Below are 17,157 nucleotides of genomic sequence, written 5' to 3'. Positions count from 1 at the left end.
GTATTTACCCTTCTTTTTACCTTTCTTTTTACCTTTCTTTTTGCCCTTCTTTTTACCTTTCTTTTTATGGTACTTGTTAAACTATGCGAGAATGGTATATATGGATACGCTTACTACGTAAGCCAATAGTCCATAGGCAACAAATACCCCCCATGAATAGCGATTTTTAGCGGTTTCACCTTTAAGGGTTGCCACTGTGGCGACACATTGAAGCGCTATGACGTAGAAAGCCAGCAAGGCTATGCCTGATGCAAGCGAAAAGCCATCTGCCTGGATTTGCTCTGCAAGACCTGCTGTATTTTCTTCTGCATCTGCTATATTGAACATCGTGCCCAGCACGCCAACAAACACTTCTCTGGCGAGGAAAGACACCAAGATTGCAACCGCATAACGCCAATCAATTCCCATGGGTTCAAACACAGGCTCGATAAATCGGCCAATGCTTGCCAGGTAAGATTCTTGCAAATTTCCATTCGACGGAAAATAACCCAAGCCCCATATGACAACCGAAACAACGAAAATGATGGGCGCTGCCCGTTTTATAAAGTATACGCCGCTGTTGAGCGTCTTGTAAGCAAGCGGTCGCCAGTGCGGCAAACGATAGGTGGGTAATTCCAGAATAAAGGGCAGATCGGATTTATTTTCATCTTGATTGATGTAAATGTTAAGTACTTTACTCACAATAAGCGCAGTGATAATGCCGCCAAAATACAGCACAAAAAATATCGCTCCCTGTAAATTCACCCAGCCACCCAGGTAGCTTGTATCTGGCACAAACACCGCGATTAAAAGCGCATAAACAGGCAATCGAGCCGAGCATGACATTAAAGGCACAGTCATCATCGTGATCAAGCGTTTACGCGGCGATTCGATTGTTCGTGCGGCCATAATGGCAGGTATTGCACAGGCGTGGCCGGATAAATAGGGAATAAAACTGCGTCCAGACAATCCGAATAAACTTAAAGGTTTATGACAAATCAGCGCGGCTCTTGCCAGATATCCACTGTCTTCAAGTATGCCAATAATCAGTGTTAGCACCATTATCTGCGGCACAAAAACCAGGAAGGCACCTACGCCTCCAAATAAAGCATCATTCACAAAATCGTTAAATACGCCTTCTGGTAAAAGTGATGAGACACCCGCGGCCAAAAATCCAATACCTGCTTCGACAGCATCCATAAGGGGTGCCGCCCAGGTGAAAATAGCCTGAAAAAGAAAAAACATGATAGCGGCGAAGGCGACGGCACCCAATACACTATTTAGCAAAAAGTTATCGAGTTTGGTCTGCCTTTTTAGAACAAGATCTTGTTTGATCCCAAATTCTTCAGCGAGTTGTTTTGCAGCCTTGACGTAAGATAAGTCATGAAGCTCAGTTGTTTGCACGCTTGCACTTTGAGGGTTTGCAGCATGTTCTTTTAGCGCTTTGGTAAATTCACTTATTCCAATGAGCGTTTTGGCTGAAATCGCATAAACCGGTGAGCCCAATTTTGCTGACAAAGCCTTAACGTCGTACTCAAAACCAAATCGAGCGACTTCATCCATCATATTGAGTGCAAACACACAGCCTTTACCGTGTTCTTTTGCCAAAGCCTGAACTTGTAAGGCGAACACCATACTTCGTTCAAGTTTGGTTGCATCCAAATTACACACTAATAAGCTGGTGTCTGGTGACTTGACTGCCTGTTGCAGTTGATCAACAGCAATGCTCTCATCCTGGGAAATAGACTTAAGCGAATAGGTTCCGGGGAAATCGACCAACTCGAATTGATCAAATTTACCCGACTTAAGTTCTACTGTAACGCCCGGAAAATTTGCGACACGTTGACGCAAGCCAGTGAGCTGATTAAATAAAAGGCTTTTTCCGGAATTGGGTTTCCCCACAAGAATGATTTTTTGCATACTGCTCATTGCGTGATGATTAGCTTGAGATTTTAAACGCCTTACGCAGCGTTTACCTGCACTTGTTCTGCCAGTGCTTTGTCCACGGAGTAAATGCAATCCTGCAGTTGAATGACTAAAGGGCCTTTAAAGGGAGTGCGCTTCATACACTGCACAATTTGTCCTTCTACAAAGCCCATCTCTTCGAGGCGCTGCCTGAGGTCTGATGATATATTTTGATTTAAACCGCTAATTTGTGCGCGGCTTTGCTTGGGTAAATCCCAAATCGTCATCGCGTTTCTCCTCACACATTGCAAAATTGCACTGCTTCTTTTTTAAGATAGTAATCATAACGCTCAACGAACGAAAATGCGAACAATTATCACTTAATCTTTGATGTAAATCAGTAATCATTTTCATGCATTATTTAGCGCATATTTATCTTCGTTCATTATTTGTGCTGAAGGTCATTTAATTGCTGGCATAATGCTATAATAGAAAACTATCAATCTGATTTAATTTGATTTAATTTATTAAAATTGAGACGTTTTGTTGTTTAATACGATTACCCGCACTAAAAGAAATGCTGAAAAGCATGCTTTGCTCGCTGCATTGTTTGAAAAAACGAGTAAAGGCCTGTTGTTATACCTATCATGTATAGGCGTGATTCACGCTCAGTCGTTGAATGCGCAATACGACATCGACCTGTTGAAAAACACTTCCGGCGGCAAAGCCCGCGCCACAGAATACGTAGACTTGTTAAGCTTAAGTGTTGATGACAACTTTACTTTTAGCGAGGACACGTCAATCAGTTATTATGCGAGTGCCATCTACAGCAACGGGCATAGTTTTTCACAAGATATTGTTGGCGATGATCATATCGTGTCTAACCTAGAGGGTGGGGCTCGGTTTACCAAATTGGCTGAAGTATGGATAGACCTACAATACAAAAACAGTGCGCTCTTATTTGGCTTATATGATATTAACGCTGAATTTGACGTGCTTGAAAGCGCGAATCTTTTTATCAACAGTGGACACGGCATTGGCAACGATATTGGTCTAACTGGCGCAAACGGCCCTTCGATATATCCTTTTTATAGCCTTGCCCTGCGCTACAAATATCAAATAAATGCGCATCATCAATTTTTAATCGCCATGATGGATGGCTTTCCCGGCGATCCGGAATCCCCAAATGCAGTCGACATTGATTTGGACTTAGAACAAGGTGTGTTTACGATAGCTGAATGGCAATACACTATTGACAATGTTCGGTGGCTCTTTGGCGCATGGCAGTATTCAAAATCACAAGTAATTGACCAATCTGAACGTGCTGATCGTAAAAGCGGAAATTTTGGTCTGTATTTGAGGCATGAACGTTTGCTCATCAGCCCTGACACCCTTAACGCTTTAAATAGTTTGAAAGTACATGGCTTTTTTCGCTTAGGATTAAGCGATGACAAATTTAACAAATATGATAGCTTTGCCAGTGCAGGACTGGTCTTTTCGAATTTTAGCGCTCAACGTCCGAACGATAGTTTTGGTTTAGCATTTGCCTATACTGGTCTTGGCGACAGATTTACTAACATGGAAGGGCTTTTAGATAATGAAGGCTTACCTGCTCAATTTGCCAACGGTGAACTTAACCTTGAACTAAGCTACCAGGCGCCGGTAAACAAATACATTACCTTACAGCCCATGTTGCAATACGTGGTAGAACCTTCTGGGTTTGAACAGGAAAATGCGCTAATAACTGGCTTGCGCCTTTCCTTAAGTTTTTAAACTCCATGGGCTTGTTGTTACTGAAACTTAGTTTTTCAGACGTTTTAATTGTGTTTTTCTATTGTACGTTTCTTATTGGGCGTTTTTTTATTGGGCGATGAAGGTCCCATTATTCTGCTGGCTAACCTCTCGCATTAACGTGGAAAATTTGACTAAATCAGCCGTCAGTTGCCCCTGTGATCGGGTAAAGCCGATGGCATGAATACGTGCTATTTTTTTACCTTGATTATTTGTATTCAGTTGATTGATACGTGCCAGGGTTTCATCATAAGAGCCGCCGGAATAGTCGTCTCCCAGTACATAAAGAGCAAGAGAATTAAAACGTGGCCCATACAACCGTAGCGCGGTTTCGATCCCTTCAACCGGTGAGCTGTTTGAGGAGCCTCCCCAATTTCGCATTGCTGCCAACATGGCGCGACGGGTACCCGGCGTATCACTTCGCCACTGCCCTCGGGTGGTATTAACCAAAAACTCGCCATTGTCCGATATAATTTGAAAGCCTTTCACTTGCGGATGATTGTTTAGCACTTCATCCATGGTTTGCAGCACTTTTTGCCACATGGCCTTCATACTGCCAGAGGTATCTACGATAAAAATGACGTAGTCAGCATCAACCGGTATACCGCCTACTTCGTCACTGCGCTCCTCGGTATCGTTTACTGAAATCGCAGCACGTTCCCGCTGTTCTTTCACCTGCTCCAGACCGCTCGCTTTATCGCTTAATGAAGCGACATCACGTTGCGCTCGAGCTACGCGTGCTTCCAGATTTTCAGCTTCAGCAGCATTACTTGCGCTTTGAGCCTGTGCTTTTGCAATTAAAGTATCTTGTTCAGCAATTGCGCTTTGCAAATTTGATACGCGTGCTTCAGCTCGTGTTAATGACTGAATAAGACTAGATATCTGGCTTACATCATTAAAATCTCCGTCCTCGCCATTTTTAGCCAGCAGAATTAACATCACCACTGCGCCAAAGGCGCATGAAATCACATCTAAAAACGACAAGCTGAAGACTTCCACCGGCGCTCGTTTACTTTTCATGGCCAGGTACCTGCTGGTGAAATGAAGGTTCCACGTGTACTGTCTGCCCAGCTCCAATAAAGGGCAGGAGCTGCGGGATCGCCTTCTAGCGGGAGTAAAATAATGTTTGTTGTTGCACTGGTGAAAGGGTTGAAGCGCATGGTGTGACCGAACACACTCACACGACACTCGCCGCTAATGGTTGCCTGTTTGGATTGAATAGGTCGACAACTTCGGCTTTCATTAAAGCCCGAATTTGCGTTAACGTAAGTGGGTAAACCATCAGTGATAATATAAAGACTACTGGCATCAGGCATCACCTGACGCAGTGCGGCAAGTCCCTGTTGCAAATTAGTGCCCTCAGTGGGGATTAGCGCCATCGACTGACTCACAATTTCACTCAGTTGCGCCGCATTATTTTGATTATTTACTGCTTGCCCCAGTACTTTGTGGGTATCGTTATAAGCCACAACTGAAACCTGGCTGTTTTGAGGCAAGCGCGCCAATAGCCAATTTAAAATGCTAAGTGTACGCTGCCATTTAGGGCCTGTTTGTTTTTGGGCGTCGCTACCGACTTTGGCTTTTATCACATCAATTAAACGTTCATGCGTCATTGATGCGCTCATATCCAGCAATATCCCTATGCGCTTACCTTCTACTTTCAACCCAATGAGATAATTTTCTTCACCTGCGCCCTGTATCGCGATCGGGTCATCTGCCACCAGAGGCCCTGCTGCTGCAATGGCATCTTCCAGATCTGCGACTACGGCAATCTCGTCTTTTAACGCGCGAGTGATAGCCTCTTGTTGCACTTTGAGCGCCTGAAGGCGGCTCTGTATTTCTTCAAGTGTTGCAGTCTCTTGCGCCAAGGTTTGCTGTTTTTGCGTCAAGCTTTGTTCAAGTGAGTCTGACTGATTCAAAGTCGCGGCAAGTTCTTCTTTTAGACGATTCACTTCATCAACAGGAATATCTGTATTGGCGCTAAATTTTACCAATATGAGGATTAAAATAACCGCGCCAAGGCCGCAAGCCATTACGTCTAAGAAAGCTAAATTAAATCCTTGTTCGCGGCGCGCCTTCAGCATAATGAAGTACCTAAAAAATACCTAAAAAAATTAAAATCCGCATAATTAGCTGTTGCGTCCATTAATCATGAAGACGAGTAAGTAAATGCTTTTCACAGTTTTTGCGCGTATTGATCACCATTTCGTCCTGCCGATTGTTCAGCACATGCAACAAATACATCAGCACAATAGAGATAAGTAAAGATACAAGTGTAGAGTTAAAAGCCACACCCAACTTATCAACCATGCCAGATATATCCCCTTGAACCGCCTCTTCTGCTTTTGCCAGTGCCGAACCAATCCCCCTTACCGTGCCAATAAAGCCAATGCTTGGAATGGCCCAAATGAAGTAGCGTATCATGCTGTTTCCTGACTCTAGCTGCGCAGCAAGCGTTTCTACACTATCAGAAATAGCCTGACTCGCGTGTTGCACGTTTTGGGTGTTTTTATAACGTCTGAGGCAGTTGATCCATGTTGCCATGGAAGAATTCTCTGCATAGCGACTACTTTCGAGCTCTTTCAGCGCTTTTGCGACATCTATTTTTTCGGCTTCGTCTTCTGCTGTCGGCGCGTTTGATATATCAACACTAGCGGTGGTGCTTTCATTGACATTTAGAGGGTCTGTATCTGCTATTGAAGGTAAAGCATCGTGTTTACTTTGATTGCCAGTTGGTGAAGCATGATTGGGCGTAAGCGCGGCCAGGTAATCCATGGTAAACAAAGGCTCTTCTTTTAACACAATACGCTGGTATTTATAAATAATTAAAAACGCACAAAAAAACCCGATAGTAACGCTCGCTTGTTGTTCAAAATCTTTGAAAATGACCCACAAGTTTGTTGTCGCACCGCTTCCTTGTGCAGCGATTGCCGCCTCAGCAAAGGGGCGAACCAAACCTTGGTAAGAAAAATGAACAATGACAACAATACCCAAAAATACCGCAAGTGATATTACCGGTGAGGGATTCATGTTAGAGCTCGCTGTGCTGCTTGATGTACTATGGCTCATGGCCTATTCCTTTATTTAGATATCGCTGGGAAAGGTGGCTGGAGAATCCAGGCTTATCTTTGCTGGTGCGCTTTGACTATTCATCAGCGCTTGAGCGCCTACACTTAGCCCCAGCGCTACCACCATGATGAGCGCGAGCACACCTAACTGTCGTTTATTTGGACTTTTCATGCGTTTTTCCTGTTTCATTTCTACTTAGCGCCCGTAAATTACCTTTCGCTTAATCATAACGCGCAATTCTGAAACCAATCGTAGGTTTGGCTGATTCACCGACTTCTCTATATGCTGCCCGCAGTTCACGTAATCGTCCGCTTGTATAATTTCCACCTTTCACCACATACTGTGAACCTCTTATCGCTCCCATGTAGTCAGTTTGCGTATTGACCATATCGGGCAAGGCTGTTGTGTAATAATCATTTACCCATTCGCTGACATTGCCCGCCAAATCGTATAGTCCCAAGCGATCGGCTTTAAAACTGCCTACTTCTGCCACACCTGCTTGTTTATCGTCGTAATTATCGAGCTTGATTAATTCCTTACTGCTTTGATCAGCAAAATTTCCGGCATTTGTCGGTATGCGAGTTTGGTCGCCCCAAACGTACACCGTCGAGCGTGCACGGCGGGCCTTTTTAGCCAACCATTCCCATTCTGCCTCCGTCGGTAAGCGATAGCCGCGAGATGAGCGGTCATAACCTACGACTCGCCCTTGCTGAACAATATAAAAGGGTAATAGCGCCTCTTGCTCACTCAACCAATTACAAAATAACGCGGCCTGCTCCCAGGTAACATTTGTTTTTGGTAAGGCGCTGTTGCTTGATTTTCCTTCAAAGGTAGCAAATTGCGCTTCGGTAATTTCATGTGCCGATACCCAAAAATCTCGACTAAAATCCACAGACACCTGATGCTCGTTGCGTCTTCGCCCGGTTTCATTTGGTGGTGAACCCATAACATAGGCATCGGGAGAAAATTTCAGCAAGTTAATGCCAAGTTGAGTCGCGACTAATGGTCGACCCTCCGCGCGTCGGGCATCAAACTCACTTAACAAATTTACCGCAACGTTCAGCTTACGTGCACTTGTTGGCTGGATGGACTGAGTAACACTGCGAAAACCGGCTTTTGAAAATTGTAACTGGGTTGATTTAGCAGGCAGTGAGAGTGTGTGAGTCTCAGGTCCAACAATACCAAAGGATTTACCGTCAATGCTTAAATCCGCCGAGGTATTAACATTGATTTCCACCTCACCAAGCTCGGGCTTAAGCGCAATATTAATTTGCTTGTTCTCGCCCGGGGCAAGTACTACATTTTCAGTATATGGAAAATAACCGGGCAAGCGATACTCTATAAGATGGCTTCGCTTGGCATCAACTGAATGTTGCCCATAAGACTTTTCAATATTATTAATTAACAGCACGCCTGAATCTGGTTTGGCAGTAATATCTAAGAAAGCCTGCACCGGTTTTAATTGATAGTTGCGAGTCAGGTCGGGCCTTGCCTCAGTGATCTCAAAGCGTTCTGTCACGCTTTCATAATCTTTTAAATTAAGAGTGAGTTGGTACTCACCACCAAATAGATCGGCAAAGCTCGGCGTACTTGCTTTAATTTCTTGAGAATTCTGTGATGCAGATGTAACAGGCGTGATAGATATTGCCGCCCCCAGCGGCTCAGAATTGACAGCAATGCTTCCCTTTATGCTTTGTAACTGTGGCATGAGTCTAATCGTTTTAGCGCGCTCAGCGACAAAATTCGTAGTCCATGGCATGAAATAAGGATTCTCAACGCTTAATTCATATTCGCCAGGAGCAATTTTGTAATCAAGGTCCTTTCCAACCTGAACGAGTTCATTATTGATGTACCAGCTTGTCTCTCCTGCTATGTCAAGTTCGGCCAATACGTGAGCAGGAGAAGGTTCAAGTATCACTTCAATTGTGCTTGGACTTGAGTCGTTAATTGTGAGCGAACTTGTCTCAAACGTGGCTGCACTTACATCAATTGACGCCTCAGATCCGACGATAAAGATTTGTGAATTACTCGCCCAGGCAATTCCCGATCTTACACTGACATGGGCATTGTCTGATGCTTCATCGGGGCCAATTATAAGTGAATACCCTTTGACCAAAAACAGCCAGAATAGCACTGAGCCTACCACCAAAAGCGTAGCGACAGCGCCAAGTACATAAATACCTGCGCCCTTTCGCTGCGCACGTTTGATTTGTTCGTCAATCCCTGCTCTATCTGTCATTGTAGTGTTTCTTTTATTAATGATTTAAACGTGTCAGTACGCTTTTTAAATTGTTTCATCACAAACGAGGGTAATCGTATTCGGGTATGCCTCACCCACTTCCAAATTGACTCGTTTTGAGCGATACCCTTGTCTGGAACCTTCAAACGTGTAGGTGCCAGGCGTCAATTGGATTTCTTTTTCTTCAACCTCTCCCACTACGCCAACGCCTATGACCTTAATAAATGTTTGCCCGTCCGATTTAACCGTCACAGGAAGCGAAACACTATATTGATCGATATAAGTCGCCAGCGTTCGCGCATGTCCTGCTAAGGCTTGTGATTCAGAAAGCAACAATAGAGATTGTTCAAGGGTAGTTTGAGCAGCTTGCCGAATGTTCACATCTGCAATCCTTTCGGGCTGTGAAGTAAAACGTAAAATAGACTGTTGAGCTCGCAAAATTGCATTCGCCTGATCAGCTGAGCGTTTAAGTTGCGCATCTTGAGAAAAGCTTTCCAAACCTCGCTTCGCCGTTTGCAATACAGCCTGCCATGCATCCTGCGCTTTTAAATCCTCAATCTGTTTATGTAAGCTGTCTAAACTTTGTAGCGATACCAGGCGATTTAAGCGAGCAGACAGTACTTCAATACCTTTTGCATTTGCCTGAATGGCTCTTGCCTGCTGAATATAGGTTTGCGCAGCGTTAATATCTTGTGCGTTTAATGCAGTTTCTGCGCGGCCTAGCGCAAGAGAGAGCCGCCGCTCGGTCAGTTGATTGGCAGCCTGACTTAAAGGCGCTTTAAATTCGTCCCGCGTTGGATCGGCTTGCAGTATTTGCTGCATAATAGCCACCTGCTTTTCCAGATTATTTTCCAGTCGAGCAACTTCTAAATCGGCTATTAAGGTGGCAACGGTATCGTAAGCGGCCAGTTGTGAACGAAGCTCATCACTGTCTGGATGTTTGTTTTTGATTTTGTCAGCTTGTGATAACGCTAATCTTGATTCCTGTATTCGGTCTTCTAAATAGTAAGTACTTGCTTCTTGTAATTTATCTGAGTAAGCGGTGTGCCAGTCATTGATAAGGTCGGCAGCCTCGGCTCGGGCTTGATTTAATTTGCCAAGCGCCTGTACAAATGCAGCATTGGCGAAAAGCGCTAAGGCTCGCTCTTTGTCTGTGCTTATTTGCTTCACTCGCTTAGGTGCAAAATTTTGAATATCTTCCAGCGCTAGCGTTTGCATATATTGCTGTTCAAATTGACTTAATGCGTCTTTAAAACTGTCGCGCGCTAAATTTTGCTCTTCACTGCTAAAATCAGCCGTAATCTCGGCATCGACTTTCACTTTTACGCTACCTTGCTTACCGCTATCCGTCGCTCGCTCAAACGCGAGAAAGGCAGCGATTGCAACGGCCAGTAAAAGTAAAACGCCTAAACCAATAAACAAACGGCGAATACGCACAGCTCGGGCTTTTTGCTGCTGCTGAATAAACGCATCGGGAGAGGATTGCATACTCATGGAGTCAGTCTGCGTTTATAATTGCGTATCAGGCGTACGCTCAAGCTCAAAGATTTTCCGTAAATGCGTTTTCCACTGTAAATATTGTTCCTGAGCAGTTCCTTGAAGCTCTATCGTTTGGTCTTCAAACTCCATTTCTGTTGGTCCCACGCTTAAATCCACCGCCTGGCCCTTTTCTTCAATGACGGCGCTGTGTACCTTCATAGCAGAATTGGATTTAAAGGCTTCGTTGATTGCGGCCACTGCGCCTACGCCCGCAACCACGGCCCCAATGCCCTGACCAACACCACCACTTCCAGAACCACTTCTGCTTGCATCACGACTTTTTTCGGAACTTTTGGCAGCTAAAATAGCGGCCAGGATACCTAATCCGATACCCAACGCGGCGCTTGCATTACGCTTGATTGCGGCATCTCTGGCGGCTTGTATTTCGGGTAAGGTTTCTTCTTGCCAGGTTTGGTATGAAGGCTCTACTTCTGCCTCAAACTCTTCATAATTATTCTGCAACCTGTCTACGAATAGAAGCTCTTGCGCGCGTAATTCCTTAATACGCTGTAGCATTGGATCTGATTCGTCGGGCATGCCGGTAAGCTCAAATTTATAGTATCGCTGACCATTTTTTCGTTTAATATCGCTTTCGATATAACGAGCAAAGGCATCGGGCGAATAATATTGCGCATAGCGCATTAAAGACATATTTTTAATTTGTTGTTTCTCGTCTTCGCTTAACTCGGAAAGCAGAGAAACAACATAGTCACTGGCTTGATCAAAAACAGGTTGGTATGGGTTTTTACCCTGATTTCTCTGGTCTCTGAAGAAGTTGGTAGACACTTCATGGGCAAAATCTTTTGTTCCCCAAATCTCACCACTGCTATCAGCCACCGTGATAGTCAATCCGACAACTTCGCTATCAGAGTGATTAATCGTACCTATAACGAATAGATCAGAAGGGGTGCTCAAGTCAGGTACCACTGAAACAGAACCGAACACTTTTTTACTCTGCAAAGCATTTTTCGTTTCTACTGCAAATAACTTTGCCTCTGTACGACGCAATTGCGGCCAAATTCCCTCATCATCCAGCTCTTCATAGTCAATTTCGCCGCTTCGACTATCTATTGGAAAACCAGGGTCAAAAATAGGTACGGCTACATCCAAAAAGACTTCTGCATTCATTAACTTTTCATTTTCTGAGTCAGAAATTGGATTTACCGGTATTGATGGGCCAACCAAAAGTGGTGAATCGGAGCGCCCTGTCGTTTGACAAGCCGTTAACACCATAAGGCCATACGCGATCAAAAATGCCTTTACAGCCAAGTGTTTTAGCCAAAATCGATAGCCTTGTTTTTCAAAACGCTTGCTTACATGCATGCCTTCACTTCTCCATTGGCGCTAACAAATGCCATTATCCTGCACATTTGTAATCTTCATATTGTTTTTTTAAGCCCTCTAGCGATGCACCAGAGGCACTTTGAATTTCGTTATACAGCAAAGTACAAATAATACTATCATTGTCTTTTGGCGCAATCACGCCACGTGGTTTAGGCGTTGAAGTGCTACTTTGGGAATTTACAGCTCTTGAACCTGCCTGTGAGTCTTGCGCTTGACCTAATTGATTTTGATCATCACCAGACACACCGCCCGCATCACCCGTACCACTTTGACCAGCACCGCCTTGTCCATCAGCGCCCTGTCCACCGCCGGCTTCAGATGCATTACTTGTCACCGCGCTCATGCAAACCGAGTATTGATCAATCGATTCGCTGAGCGAGTTGTCCATGCGAGCTATACGTTCCTCTCGCGTCAGTAGCGCTTCATCCAGTTCATCAATGGTCACTTGGGTACAATCATAGGCTTCGGTCGAGACCGAATTGTTCGACGTAGATGTCCTTGCCTCAGTCGCAGTCACTTGAGATGCGCTTGGCCTTGCTGTGGCCTTACTAACAGGGCCAAATGCTACTGTTACCCCCATCAACAATGCATAAATGTGGGGGCCGAAGTATTTTTTAAAGGCTTGATATTCGCAACTGCTCTTGCAAGCAAATTTCAATCGTTGAATTATATTTCTCATCACCCATTCTTATGCACAAAGTGTCGCGCAATCTACCAATTCGTTCTTTCGTTAATTATTAGAGTAGTTTAGCACAAGCAAGTTCACGCAAATTAAATGGTGATAATTTATTTCACATTAATCATTTCACATTTATCGATAGTCCGTTCGCTGTGATCCCTTAAGCCTGCTGAGCATAAAAAAGCACCTCCTACAAACCGTAGAGAGGTGCAAATTGTGAACACATTTTTAAATTGGGAGAGATGACTTAATTTATACGATGGTGTGACGACCTACTTCATCTTCACTTACCTTAGCCCCAATCGCCATTTTTAACTTGGCTGCCGTGGAGGGGTCTTTTTCCCATATTTCCAGACTTTCCACATCAAAACGTAAAACTTCAAGGTTCTCATCTAACATGCCATCTTTATACCAGGCACTTATTGATGGAGTGAAATGATGCTGGATCGTTTTTTTATCTGTCTCTGTTTCCAATTTGCCTGAAAAACAGCCAAATAATTTATGATCTTGTGAAACAAACTGTGCCATCGCTTTGCCGCCGCCAGCAATACGATTATCTTTTGTTGTAAAAATCCAAAATTGTGACTGGTTCTCTTCTTCCAGGCACACATGCATGGGTTCGCTATGATCAGCATTTCGATTGAGCCCTACCATCATGTTAGGGCTTTCAAATATTTTCTTGAAAAGCTCTGTTTGTAATGAAGTTGCCATATTAATATCTCCTGCACTGCCTTTAACTTCTCGATATGTGCTTACCATGTATCAAAGGCTGTGCCAAAGCAAAGTTCGCAAAATCCTTGCTCTGCAGGGAGATATCGTTAATGCGCTTTGTTTGAACCAGGAAAAAATTACAGGCAATATAGCCAATATTACCGCGTGTTATCGCAAGCAATTTTTACCTGGCTTATGTATTCCTTGCTGTTGATTTGAGATTCGTCATATTCTGGTATCTGTTCAATGTCTTGCACTTCGATGTCACAAAATACAGCCTGATCTTTCCAACTGAAGGATTGAATGAATTCGCTGGGCAAGAGTACCTTTCGTCCTCCAGGCAACCAATTGCGAGTATCAATGACCAGAAATTCAATTTTCCAGGTATCTGTATTAAGGACAAAATCGTGAACATGCCCTTTCATTCCATCTTTTTCAACAATATCGTAGTGCTGGATTTCATCAATAGAGCGTAGATTTGGTTTACCGCTTTCCTCTTTATCTTGGATTTGCTCAAGATCGTCCATATCTTCGTTTTCTTTTTCGCGATTGGCCTTTGTATCCATTGGGTTAAGTGCAGTCGGATCATAAAAATCTCCCCAAAGCCCCATCCCGTTCCAGTAATAGCCATATCCGAAATAGTCAAAGAACACTTGCTCAAATTCTCTGGATATGGGCAGATGATCTTCAATCTCCGGGCCGTTTAGCACGTCATCTTTTTTCATCGCAACGTGTAAAACCTTATCTGTAATATCAAATACTTTAATACCCACAGGCGTTATTAACACTTTTTTGGAAAGAGGCATCCAACGCTTGGTGTCAACGCTTAGATAACGAACTGTAAATTGCGCATCGTCAAATAAAATATCTTTCACATAACCGATATCGCCGTCAGTGGCGTCTACGCTAAATTTCAGTAAATGGTTAACAGTGGTATACATTGTTGCCTCCCTTAAAGTGTCCATGTCAGAGAATTAATGAACAAAGATAAACACGCTCCGCTATCAATACAGTTAAGACATGAATTATCGAAAATACAAATTTCGATTTTGAAAATTTTCAATCAGAATATGATTTACTTAACCCTAATCAGCAGACAATTGCAAGGTTATCCATTTGAGAAACAGGGTGTCGACTTATTGAAAATTTGTCACAACGTTCGTCATTTTCCAAATGACGCCGTTGGACTTGCTCATGATATAGAGCTCTCCTAATGGGTCTTGAGCTATTCGAATATCGGCTCGTTGCTGGCCAACAAGTTCAGATATACTGGTTTTTTCACCGTTTATGACTACATCCAAACTAAAAATATCCGATGCATCGACGGCCTCAAATGGCTGATGAATTAAATCGGATGTTTCTACTGCAAATATACGTCCGTGCACAATATCGCCAAATACGTATTTATTTTGCAGAGCAGGTACTTTTGTTCCTGAATACTCGTAACCTCCAACAATTGCCAATAGTTCATCATGGTCCATTTCAAGTGCAGGATTACGAAAATTGTCTTGTTTGAAAGCTTGACGATCCTGAGCGTATTTATAAACCTTTTTCTGATCCCCATTAATATCAAAGATAAAGCTACCCTCATAGCGAGGCCATCCGTAGTTTGCGCCTGCCTCAACGATATTCAACTCTTCAATATTCCAATGGCCTATGTCGGCTAATATCAGTTCACCCGACGATAGCCATGAGAAAACATTAGGGTTTCGAAAACCAGACGCATAAATCTCACCCAGGGTCGATTCTGTCAGGCCCTGATTTGCATAAGGATTGCTATTGGGAATGCCGTATTGACCATTTTTGCTATTGTCACCTTTCGGGTCGATCCTCAAAAGCTTTCCCCAAATTTTATCTTCACCGACAAAAAGTTCCGGCTTTTTGTAGTAACTTGCGCTACCGTCACCCACGCCTATATATAAGAGACCATAGTCTTCGTCTGATGGTGTGGCGAATGGATTAAAACTTATCATTTGTATCGCATGAGATGTGCCGAAAACATGCATGCGCATTAGTTCGCGTTGCGAAGTCGGCTCTATCCTTGTCATAGAGGGATTGAACTTCCACTCACTTAGCACCCAATGAAAACTCACTTGTTCGCCTTCTGGTAAGGCAAAATCAACTTTCTTTTCAGACGGAAACTCTGCATGCGCTGTATATATCAGTCCATCAGACAGCACATTCGGACTAAAGGTAAAACTGGCTAAACCTGTAGCAAAACCGGGTTCACTTGCCAGCAGCGGAATGTGTTCTCGCAAATCAAGTAACACGCGAGTGGAATAGGGAAAATTTTGCTTGTCTATTCTATCGGGTGTAGGTACCAGCTCGTAAATTATCCCGCGAATATCATTAACAAACAGTCGTTGATTAACATGAATTTCTGAAGCGTTTCCAGCCACTAAAAACCCTTCCAACTTATTTATTTTTGCCGCTGGCGGGGAGCTCATGGTGGCAGGTACTATTGCGAAAGGTGAAATTTGAAGAGCAAAATCTGCCTTTGTCGAACTCGCTATGATGGGATCCTCAAGCGCAGTATTTTCGAGCTTTTCCAGAGTATGCTGGCTGGCTTGCTTTTCCGCTTTACTGATCGCAGTCACCTCAGATGCAGATATTTGGTTTGCACGAATGTAAGCAATAAGCGCTTTCAACTCGATTGCATTAAAAGAGAATGCTGGCATAACACCAGCGTTGGATTCAGTGACTTTAATAGCGCGTTCATCACCAGAAGCCGCTAAGGCAACTGAGTTACTGATAAATGACACCAACCAATTATCACTGACGTTTTCTGGAATATTACCTAATTTAGGACCAATGGCATCTTGTTCAAAGAGATGACAGGCGGCGCATTGCGACTTGAAAATCTGCTCACCTTTGCTGAGAGGAGTACTTGCTTGCACCTTTATATTTGCTTGCAACATGGCGCTTTCCTCTGAATCGGCTTGCTCAGCCGAGAGCGCATAAGAGACGAATAAAAAGCTGATGCTTAACGATAAAAGGCTCAGCATTTGTTTAATTAAATGCCTTTTCTTTTCAGCGCGTTGGGTATTAGCGCATTGGGTATCAGCGCATTGGGTATTAGCGAGTTGAGTCTCAACAAAAAATAGCAACGTAGGCATCGTCATTGATGATGTCTCTTTATCTTTTTATTATTCACTGTTTACCGTGTAAAAGTGCGTCTTTACTACGCTAGCGCAAATTGTTAGACATTGCTTTTCATAAATTTTCCAAAAACCTTATTTTTTAGCGTTTGCTCGCGCCTAAGACAAATGTTAAGAGCATTTTCAAATTTTCTGCTGATACGAGGCTGATGATTAACGCCATTGTGAAAACGAAAATATTAGGCTTTAAGCGAATTAATGAAAAACTTCGTATACACTGTTAGTAAGCTCAAGCGTGGTTACGCTACCGTTGATTCAAGCTTTGATTACGGAGCCATAGCTGAACTTGCTAATCGTTCAATGGTCAATTACATACCAGGAAGGCCTTATGAAAAAGCACATAAAAAAGCAGACTGACTCAACATTTTTATTTTGCACCGGCCTTGCTGCCACAGTCGTTCTTTCTGGTTGCATCAGCAAAAATGTAGAGATGACTGAAAATCAGCAAAGAATGCAGCGCTGTGACCAGTATATTGATATGGCGAGAGAGCAATGTTTGCGCGGCGAGAACGTCACGATTGATGATTATCAGGAAGAATACAGAGCTTTTGAAAAAGATGTGCGTGATAAGCAAAAAGCAGAAGAAGAGCTACAACGAATAAAGGCAGAAAAAGAAGAGAAAGAAAAAGAGCAAAAGCTAAAAGAAGCATTAAAAGATGTGAATAAAAACGCTGAAGAAGCGCGAGAAAAGAAAATCGAGCAGCAAATTCAACAAATTGAAGATGGATCCTGAAGTACAACGC

At 43.5% G+C, this 17,157-nt stretch carries 16 protein-coding genes; 3 read left to right on the top strand and 13 right to left on the bottom strand.

The window, feature by feature from the left end; translation table 11 throughout:
• Positions 1–81: 81 nt before the first annotated feature.
• Together feoB and D6V41_RS09625 are read right to left on the bottom strand one after the other, a co-directional pair.
• Positions 82–1,899: a ferrous iron transporter B gene (gene feoB, locus D6V41_RS09630; RefSeq protein WP_136251302.1), complete on the bottom strand. Its 1,818-nt coding sequence runs from the start codon at positions 1,897–1,899 to the stop codon at positions 82–84.
• A gap of 41 nt (positions 1,900–1,940) precedes the next feature.
• The gene (locus D6V41_RS09625; protein ID WP_136251301.1) at positions 1,941–2,171 is read right to left on the bottom strand and encodes a FeoA family protein; all 231 of its coding nucleotides are present in this window, start codon (positions 2,169–2,171) and stop codon (positions 1,941–1,943) included.
• Between the two features lie 259 nt (positions 2,172–2,430).
• On the opposite strand from D6V41_RS09625, the gene D6V41_RS09620 reads away from it, so the two are divergent.
• Positions 2,431–3,657, top strand: coding sequence for a carbohydrate porin (locus D6V41_RS09620; protein ID WP_206663255.1), 1,227 nt, complete (start codon positions 2,431–2,433; stop codon positions 3,655–3,657).
• An 87-nt stretch (positions 3,658–3,744) separates the two neighbouring features.
• Here the strand turns inward: D6V41_RS09620 and D6V41_RS09615 are convergent, their stop codons facing one another.
• The 11 genes from D6V41_RS09615 to D6V41_RS09565 all read right to left on the bottom strand — a co-directional run bounded on the left by D6V41_RS09615 (position 3,745) and on the right by D6V41_RS09565 (position 16,378).
• Positions 3,745–4,695, bottom strand: coding sequence for a vWA domain-containing protein (locus tag D6V41_RS09615; RefSeq protein WP_136251299.1), 951 nt, complete (start codon positions 4,693–4,695; stop codon positions 3,745–3,747).
• Entirely contained in the window at positions 4,692–5,759 is a 1,068-nt protein-coding gene (locus D6V41_RS09610) for a vWA domain-containing protein (RefSeq protein ID WP_136251298.1), read from the bottom strand. The genes D6V41_RS09615 and D6V41_RS09610 overlap by 4 nt, the downstream gene beginning before the upstream one ends.
• 61 nt (positions 5,760–5,820) lie before the next feature.
• Complete coding sequence (locus D6V41_RS18340; protein WP_241664506.1) at positions 5,821–6,744, bottom strand: MotA/TolQ/ExbB proton channel family protein; 924 nt, start codon at positions 6,742–6,744, stop codon at positions 5,821–5,823.
• Positions 6,745–6,759: 15 nt separating this feature from the next.
• Positions 6,760–6,915: a hypothetical protein gene (locus D6V41_RS18170; protein ID WP_168711007.1), complete on the bottom strand. Its 156-nt coding sequence runs from the start codon at positions 6,913–6,915 to the stop codon at positions 6,760–6,762.
• A gap of 49 nt (positions 6,916–6,964) precedes the next feature.
• A complete protein-coding gene (locus D6V41_RS09595) occupies positions 6,965–8,983 on the bottom strand; it encodes a formylglycine-generating enzyme family protein (RefSeq protein WP_136251297.1) in 2,019 nt (672 codons plus the stop codon).
• Between the two features lie 45 nt (positions 8,984–9,028).
• Positions 9,029–10,477 (bottom strand): coiled-coil domain-containing protein, encoded by a 1,449-nt coding sequence (locus D6V41_RS09590; RefSeq protein WP_136251296.1) that lies wholly within the window; start codon positions 10,475–10,477, stop codon positions 9,029–9,031.
• Positions 10,478–10,492: 15 nt separating this feature from the next.
• Entirely contained in the window at positions 10,493–11,845 is a 1,353-nt protein-coding gene (locus D6V41_RS09585) for a hypothetical protein (protein WP_241664505.1), read from the bottom strand.
• Between the two features lie 34 nt (positions 11,846–11,879).
• The gene (locus D6V41_RS09580; RefSeq protein ID WP_136251295.1) at positions 11,880–12,545 is read right to left on the bottom strand and encodes a hypothetical protein; all 666 of its coding nucleotides are present in this window, start codon (positions 12,543–12,545) and stop codon (positions 11,880–11,882) included.
• 252 nt (positions 12,546–12,797) lie between these two features.
• Positions 12,798–13,256, bottom strand: coding sequence for a pyridoxamine 5'-phosphate oxidase family protein (locus tag D6V41_RS09575; RefSeq protein ID WP_168711006.1), 459 nt, complete (start codon positions 13,254–13,256; stop codon positions 12,798–12,800).
• Between the two features lie 158 nt (positions 13,257–13,414).
• On the bottom strand, positions 13,415–14,197 hold the full coding sequence (locus D6V41_RS09570) for a PRC-barrel domain-containing protein (protein WP_136251293.1): 783 nt from the start codon (positions 14,195–14,197) through the stop codon (positions 13,415–13,417).
• A gap of 195 nt (positions 14,198–14,392) precedes the next feature.
• A complete protein-coding gene (locus D6V41_RS09565) occupies positions 14,393–16,378 on the bottom strand; it encodes a PQQ-dependent sugar dehydrogenase (protein ID WP_136251292.1) in 1,986 nt (661 codons plus the stop codon).
• A gap of 234 nt (positions 16,379–16,612) precedes the next feature.
• Between D6V41_RS09565 and D6V41_RS18165 the strand changes: the two genes are divergently transcribed.
• Both D6V41_RS18165 and D6V41_RS09560 read left to right on the top strand, forming a co-directional pair.
• Complete coding sequence (locus D6V41_RS18165) at positions 16,613–16,771, top strand: hypothetical protein (RefSeq protein WP_168711005.1); 159 nt, start codon at positions 16,613–16,615, stop codon at positions 16,769–16,771.
• Positions 16,743–17,147 (top strand): hypothetical protein, encoded by a 405-nt coding sequence (locus D6V41_RS09560; protein WP_136251291.1) that lies wholly within the window; start codon positions 16,743–16,745, stop codon positions 17,145–17,147. Before D6V41_RS18165 ends, D6V41_RS09560 begins: the two co-directional genes overlap by 29 nt.
• Positions 17,148–17,157 lie beyond the last annotated feature (10 nt).

It is taken from the genome of Ningiella ruwaisensis (genome assembly GCF_004798935.1).
Taxonomy (GTDB): Bacteria; Pseudomonadota; Gammaproteobacteria; order Enterobacterales; family Alteromonadaceae; genus Glaciecola; species Glaciecola ruwaisensis.
The sequence above is the reverse complement of the archived record's forward strand: the minus strand, read 5'-3'. Positions and strand labels throughout refer to the sequence as shown.

Bases quoted from the DNA above. Each gene is read 5' to 3' on its own strand.
- D6V41_RS09570 (WP_136251293.1), bottom strand. From the start codon at position 14,197: ATGTATACCACTGTTAACCATTTACTGAAATTTAGCGTAGACGCCACT.
- D6V41_RS09565 (WP_136251292.1), bottom strand. From the start codon at position 16,378: ATGACGATGCCTACGTTGCTATTTTTTGTTGAGACTCAACTCGCTAAT.
- D6V41_RS09590 (WP_136251296.1), bottom strand. From the start codon at position 10,477: ATGAGTATGCAATCCTCTCCCGATGCGTTTATTCAGCAGCAGCAAAAA.
- D6V41_RS18170 (WP_168711007.1), bottom strand. From the start codon at position 6,915: ATGAAAAGTCCAAATAAACGACAGTTAGGTGTGCTCGCGCTCATCATG.
- D6V41_RS18340 (WP_241664506.1), bottom strand. From the start codon at position 6,744: ATGAGCCATAGTACATCAAGCAGCACAGCGAGCTCTAACATGAATCCC.
- D6V41_RS09560 (WP_136251291.1), top strand. From the start codon at position 16,743: ATGAAAAAGCACATAAAAAAGCAGACTGACTCAACATTTTTATTTTGC.
- D6V41_RS09615 (WP_136251299.1), bottom strand. From the start codon at position 4,695: ATGAAAAGTAAACGAGCGCCGGTGGAAGTCTTCAGCTTGTCGTTTTTA.
- D6V41_RS09595 (WP_136251297.1), bottom strand. From the start codon at position 8,983: ATGACAGATAGAGCAGGGATTGACGAACAAATCAAACGTGCGCAGCGA.
- D6V41_RS09585 (WP_241664505.1), bottom strand. From the start codon at position 11,845: ATGCATGTAAGCAAGCGTTTTGAAAAACAAGGCTATCGATTTTGGCTA.
- D6V41_RS18165 (WP_168711005.1), top strand. From the start codon at position 16,613: ATGAAAAACTTCGTATACACTGTTAGTAAGCTCAAGCGTGGTTACGCT.
- D6V41_RS09625 (WP_136251301.1), bottom strand. From the start codon at position 2,171: ATGACGATTTGGGATTTACCCAAGCAAAGCCGCGCACAAATTAGCGGT.
- feoB (WP_136251302.1), bottom strand. From the start codon at position 1,899: ATGCAAAAAATCATTCTTGTGGGGAAACCCAATTCCGGAAAAAGCCTT.
- D6V41_RS09580 (WP_136251295.1), bottom strand. From the start codon at position 12,545: ATGAGAAATATAATTCAACGATTGAAATTTGCTTGCAAGAGCAGTTGC.
- D6V41_RS09610 (WP_136251298.1), bottom strand. From the start codon at position 5,759: ATGCTGAAGGCGCGCCGCGAACAAGGATTTAATTTAGCTTTCTTAGAC.
- D6V41_RS09575 (WP_168711006.1), bottom strand. From the start codon at position 13,256: ATGGCAACTTCATTACAAACAGAGCTTTTCAAGAAAATATTTGAAAGC.